This is a genomic window from Myxosarcina sp. GI1(2024) (assembly GCF_053543375.1).
In genome coordinates this window covers 48180-52949 of the sequence record NZ_JBKGTY010000014.1, presented here as the reverse complement: position 1 = coordinate 52949, position 4770 = coordinate 48180, and the positions used below count along the sequence as shown (strand labels likewise).

Here is a 4770-nt window from a genome sequence, read left to right as displayed (position 1 = left end):
CGATCTGCCATTACTTGAACATCTAAATCTTTAGCTTCCATGCCAGGAACTTCTAGTTTTAGATGTAAAGCATCGTCAGTTTCAGTTAGTTCTGCGGCAGGTACTTTAGCTAGATTATCAAAACCATCCCAATTGTTGGGAACTAAAGCATCATCGAATAAGCGGTTTAGTTGACGTTGTAAAGAATTCATTTCTTGCCAAGGATTGTAACGTACTAATGCCATGTTTGTGACTCCTTTGTTTACTACTTAATAGATGATTAACTTAGAGTTTCTGTATATTTGTTGCTTGCTTCAATTATTATCTTAGTAAGTCAACAAACTAGAGGTAAGTGGTGGTTATAACCCATAGATAGTGAGGTTTTTATCCCGAACCCAAGCAGACGATTTTGGTAGGGGAAACTATACTTAATTGAGTTCGGTTTGGCAGACTAAAAAGATATTTTGACGATGAGCTTTTGACCCTGAAAACACAGAATAAAGGAAGCTCGTGATGTAGCAGTAAGCCAAATTGAAGTCATCGATCGCTCACCTGTTTAACAAAGTTCAGGAAGTAATGGAACAGGGAGATCCAGGCATGGGCATTTTTACCCTGGGCTTCAATCGAGAAGTAGGAGAAAACGGAGTTTATTACACGGTTAGCTTTGACTGGCGAGAGCGCGAAACAGAAGAAGAGAAACAACAACTCAACCTGATTGCTGCTTTTATGTCTTCTTATCAAGAACAGCTAATCGACCTCGAAGGAACGCGAGATTTAACCTGTGTTGATGGCTGGACGGCACAACAGTTACAGGGACTTACCGCTCAACGACAAGAGATAGAAGGAAGCTCGACCCGCAGCTTACCTGCTGCTTAATTACTAAATCTATAGCGATCGCTTGAGTTGTTAGGCGATCGCTAAGAAAAAACAACAACAACAAAGATATTAAAACTATGACTCAAACAACTAGACTCTGGGAACTATCCGAAGAAATCCAACAGTTAGAAGAGGCGATCGCCTCATATGTAGATGACGAATCCTTATCCGACGAAGCTAGAGAAACCAAACTAGAAGAAACCTTTTCTCGATGGCTGGAGACTGGAGCATCCTTCAAAGTTAAAGCCGAACAAGTAGCGAGATATATTCGACATCAAGAAGCGTTGGCAACAGCGAGAAAAGAAGAAGCCAAACGAATCCGCGAACTAGCATCTCAGGCAGAAAACCAGGCGAATCGCTTGAGACATTATTTAACCAACCAAATGCTGCTCTCTAGAGTCGATCGCATTGAGGGAGTAGCTACTAAAATCGGTTTGCGGAAGAAACCGCCCCAAGTGATGTTAAATGTTCCCCCTGAAGAATTACCCGCCGAGTACGTCAAGGTAACTCACAAACCAGACTTGACCAAAATTAAAGCAGCAATCAAAGCTAATAAAGATGCGATCGATTGGGCTTGCCTCAATGAATCCCATCAATATTCTGTAACCATCCGTTAGATACTTAGTTCTCTCTTGGTGCGCCTTCCTTGGCGGATGAAACATCCGCAGGTTCGCACCGCTCCTCCGTTTGGGGGAGATACTCGGACAAAATAAATACAATGCCAACACAGCAGCAAATGCTTACAGCAATAATTACTTTACAATCTCTATCTAACTTCTATCGACCAGTTTATCTGTTTAGGTACGATGATAGAAGCAAAGAGATATTTATTCTCGCCGGTTCGCAAGAAAACGTCGAAATTACTATATTTGCCGATGGCAGAAGGAGTTACGAAGTTTATGAATGATTATAAATCTATGACTCTTAACGAACTGAGACACTATGTTTTAGCTCACAGGGAAGACCAAGAGGCTTGGGATGAGTATGTTTCTAGACCCAGACCTAACGCCACAATCATACCAGCAGATATAACTTTAGAAGAACAACAGCAAATCTTTGAGGATTTACTTCGTCAAACTAAATAAATTGAGAACTGGAAGTCAATAACGTTGGCGATCGCTTATCATTACGGGCGATCGCTTACTATGCGGGAGGTAAAAAATCGAAGCTAGAACTAGACAAGTCTTAGAAGATGCCTATAATTCTCTCCTACAAATTGTTGTCAATTTATATGCCGAGGCTGATAATGCGGTAGCTGAAGAAAATTATAATGATGCTAGCCTACTTCAGTCTCAAGCAGACAAGCTTTATGAGACTTTAGAGAACTTGGGAGTAGTTATTTCAGAACGAGAGCAATAAAGTTATGAGCGATATTCAAGCCCAAATTAAACATTACTCGTCTCAAGCAGTCAAACTGAGCAAGCAAGCTAAAGAAGCCTCTAGATTACGAGATTTTGCTAGAGGAAAAGTTTTGCTCGAACAAGCTCATCAAGCAAGTCAACAGTGTCAGAATTTAATTCAGCAATATCGGCAAAATTTCGAGCCACAGAAAAAATGAACGGGGAGAAAAGTTTTATCTGCGGCTGAAAAAATCAACCAATTTCTATGCCGACTCTCGCCATATCGTGCCAATTGCTGCGGCAATCTTCACGGTTAAATCTAAAGGTGCTTTCTTGAGCTTCTTGGTTATTTCCTCCTCACTAGAGTCTGGACGAAGAACAATTGACTCAGACGTTACAGTTGACTTGTTGAATAAGTGATACTGCTGGTCTTTTATGTACAAAGTAAACGCCTCACAAATCTGAAAATGTACACTCTAAATGCCTTTGTATTAAAGAACACAAAAACTAATTTACGTGGTTTTAGTGGTTTGTGAATCAGTAGAAATACTGGACTGAATAGATTTACTCAAAGAAACCATTAACGTTCCTTTCTCTGCTAAAGTCATTTCTTCGAGTGGTTTACCTTTTCCTCCTATATAGGTAGCGAATACCTCCCTAGCTCTAGGATCGAGCGATTGAGCGGCATCTAATAGAGCATCTAAAAAATTAGTTCCCATATTAGCTTTTTTTCCGTTACGAAATGACGAGACTCTCGATTGACTGACTCCAGAGCGATCGCATACTTCTTTAGCTTCAAGATCTAATACTTTAAGCATCTTATCAAAAGCCTCATAGAGCCTTAGTTTATTGGCATTCATACCTCGTTATTTGATTTAGTTTAATTGCAGTTTCCTGCTGTTGAAGTAAGATAGATGGGGGATAGTCAATTATCCCAAAAACTAAATGACTTTATGCCAACGAAAATGCCAAATTCATAAATTAATCGTAAAGAAATCTATGAATAACACATAGTAAGTGCAAATAAAGCTATACAATATCCATATCTCAAAAAAAGCAGAAACAGTTGCCCGAAATGCCACTTTCAACAACTGTTCTTCTTAAACCTACCGCCTTCTCATTTGAGTGAGGTGGCGCGGTTTCGTATACAATTTTTTTCCACGATTTAATTATGCCACAAACTACGGCGGAAAAGAAGTTTTTCCCAATCAGAGCAGACAATTTCTTCTACGATAAGACTCTAGAAATCTCTAAAAACACCATTACAGCAAGCTTTCGGCAATATAAAGGATTTCTAAAAAATATTACTGGAGGTGAAGCGTGATGCAATCAGCTATCTTCGATACTCCAGTAATCAAAATAGAAAGTCTCAAGAATAAATTTGATACCCTTGTACTGTCTGGTTCTTTCATCAATCTGATTGGTGACTATGCTGAGGCTCTTTTCTTTCAACAGCTTCATTATTGGAGTTTGTCTGAATATGGTGTAGTCATTGATGACACTCGATGGATTTATAAACCCCTGCGGGAATGGCTGAGTGAAGTATTTACCTTTTTGACAGAGTGGAAGTTGAGAAAGGCGATCGCCTCACTATTGGAGAAAGGATTAATCGAACGAAAGAAACTATACGTCAAACACCACGAAATCAAACACAACAACCCTTACTGGAATCCTAAAAATCAAACTTATTACTACAGCGTGAACTATGACAAGCTGCAAGAATTGATTGACGAGGTAGAAAACCAAGAAAACGCTGGAAGTACTGAAAAATTCCGTTTTGTGAATCCCACAAAACTTAGTTCTGAGGATTTTCAAGATACTAAGTGTTGTGAATTGTCTCAAAACAATACAGATATAACTTCCACAGAAAACATAACCAAAAATCAATCCCACCCTACCCTCCCTTGTGAGTGTGAAATATCTGAAGAAAATAGCCAAAAAGAAGAATTTAGGGATTCTCAAGTAGTTGGTTCGACAACATCAGATGAAAATTCAGTTAGTTTTACTAACAAAACTGTTGCAAAAGATATTAGTTCCGCCGCCAATCAGAACAATTGTTCTACTAATGATGATGTAGACAAGCCCAAGCCCAAACCGAAAATTACCAGAGAAACTGAATCACAACGGCAGAGGCAAGCACCCTGGAAGAATGAAAGTCAGTTTAAGCAGTTCTATCGGGCATTAATTCAAGCCTTGCCCGTCGTAGCTAATTCCCATTCTCCACATGGTTTAGCTCAGACCATTATCAAACAACTCAGATGCGGCATTCCCCACAGTTATTGGGATGATTTCATTGCGGGACTGCCCATCGGTACATCAACTAAGCCTGAGTGGGAAATCGAACCTGGTGTTCCCTACCCGATGTTTGTCGAGTATCTGACGGAGAAAATAAAACGCGGTGATAATAGCCAAACTGACGAACAGACTCGTAATGAGGTCTTCAGGATTTTAGACAAACCCCGCCAAGCCAAAGCCTTGTGGGTGCAGTTTAAACGCAGTGTGGTCAATGTTTCAGAGCAAGTAGAACGCGATCGCTCTCTGGGAGTTAGCAGTCCCAATACTCCCGTCTGGACTA

General features: G+C 40.1%; 8 protein-coding genes and 1 pseudogene. 6 read left to right on the top strand and 3 right to left on the bottom strand.

Features of this window, described 5'->3' with window-relative positions; genetic code table 11:
- A pseudogene (locus ACLFKQ_RS28220) lies at positions 1–224 on the bottom strand (Hsp20/alpha crystallin family protein); the annotation flags it as partial.
- 286 nt (positions 225–510) lie between these two features.
- Here ACLFKQ_RS28220 and ACLFKQ_RS28215 point away from each other — a divergent pair.
- From ACLFKQ_RS28215 to ACLFKQ_RS28195, 5 genes are all read left to right on the top strand, one after another.
- Entirely contained in the window at positions 511–855 is a 345-nt protein-coding gene (locus ACLFKQ_RS28215; protein ID WP_449002956.1) for a hypothetical protein, read from the top strand.
- A gap of 77 nt (positions 856–932) precedes the next feature.
- Positions 933–1472, top strand: a complete 540-nt coding sequence (locus ACLFKQ_RS28210; protein ID WP_449002955.1) for a siphovirus Gp157 family protein — start codon at positions 933–935, stop codon at positions 1470–1472.
- Between the two features lie 101 nt (positions 1473–1573).
- On the top strand, positions 1574–1762 hold the full coding sequence (locus tag ACLFKQ_RS28205) for a DUF6888 family protein (RefSeq protein ID WP_449002954.1): 189 nt from the start codon (positions 1574–1576) through the stop codon (positions 1760–1762).
- Positions 1755–1940, top strand: coding sequence for a DUF6887 family protein (locus ACLFKQ_RS28200; RefSeq protein ID WP_449002953.1), 186 nt, complete (start codon positions 1755–1757; stop codon positions 1938–1940). The genes ACLFKQ_RS28205 and ACLFKQ_RS28200 overlap by 8 nt, the downstream gene beginning before the upstream one ends.
- 278 nt (positions 1941–2218) lie before the next feature.
- A complete protein-coding gene (locus ACLFKQ_RS28195) occupies positions 2219–2413 on the top strand; it encodes a hypothetical protein (protein WP_449002952.1) in 195 nt (64 codons plus the stop codon).
- A gap of 45 nt (positions 2414–2458) precedes the next feature.
- On the opposite strand, the gene ACLFKQ_RS28190 is transcribed toward ACLFKQ_RS28195, so the two are convergent.
- Together ACLFKQ_RS28190 and ACLFKQ_RS28185 are read right to left on the bottom strand one after the other, a co-directional pair.
- Positions 2459–2638, bottom strand: coding sequence for a hypothetical protein (locus ACLFKQ_RS28190; RefSeq protein ID WP_449002951.1), 180 nt, complete (start codon positions 2636–2638; stop codon positions 2459–2461).
- 69 nt (positions 2639–2707) lie between these two features.
- On the bottom strand, positions 2708–3055 hold the full coding sequence (locus tag ACLFKQ_RS28185; protein ID WP_449002950.1) for a helix-turn-helix domain-containing protein: 348 nt from the start codon (positions 3053–3055) through the stop codon (positions 2708–2710).
- Positions 3056–3518: 463 nt separating this feature from the next.
- Between ACLFKQ_RS28185 and ACLFKQ_RS28180 the strand changes: the two genes are divergently transcribed.
- The coding region (locus ACLFKQ_RS28180; protein ID WP_449002949.1) for a hypothetical protein at positions 3519–4770 on the top strand (1252 nt) is incomplete at its 3' end.

Bases quoted from the DNA above. Each gene is read 5' to 3' on its own strand.
- ACLFKQ_RS28210 (WP_449002955.1), top strand. From the start codon at position 933: ATGACTCAAACAACTAGACTCTGGGAACTATCCGAAGAAATCCAACAG.
- ACLFKQ_RS28205 (WP_449002954.1), top strand. From the start codon at position 1,574: ATGCCAACACAGCAGCAAATGCTTACAGCAATAATTACTTTACAATCT.
- ACLFKQ_RS28200 (WP_449002953.1), top strand. From the start codon at position 1,755: ATGAATGATTATAAATCTATGACTCTTAACGAACTGAGACACTATGTT.
- ACLFKQ_RS28195 (WP_449002952.1), top strand. From the start codon at position 2,219: ATGAGCGATATTCAAGCCCAAATTAAACATTACTCGTCTCAAGCAGTC.
- ACLFKQ_RS28185 (WP_449002950.1), bottom strand. From the start codon at position 3,055: ATGAATGCCAATAAACTAAGGCTCTATGAGGCTTTTGATAAGATGCTT.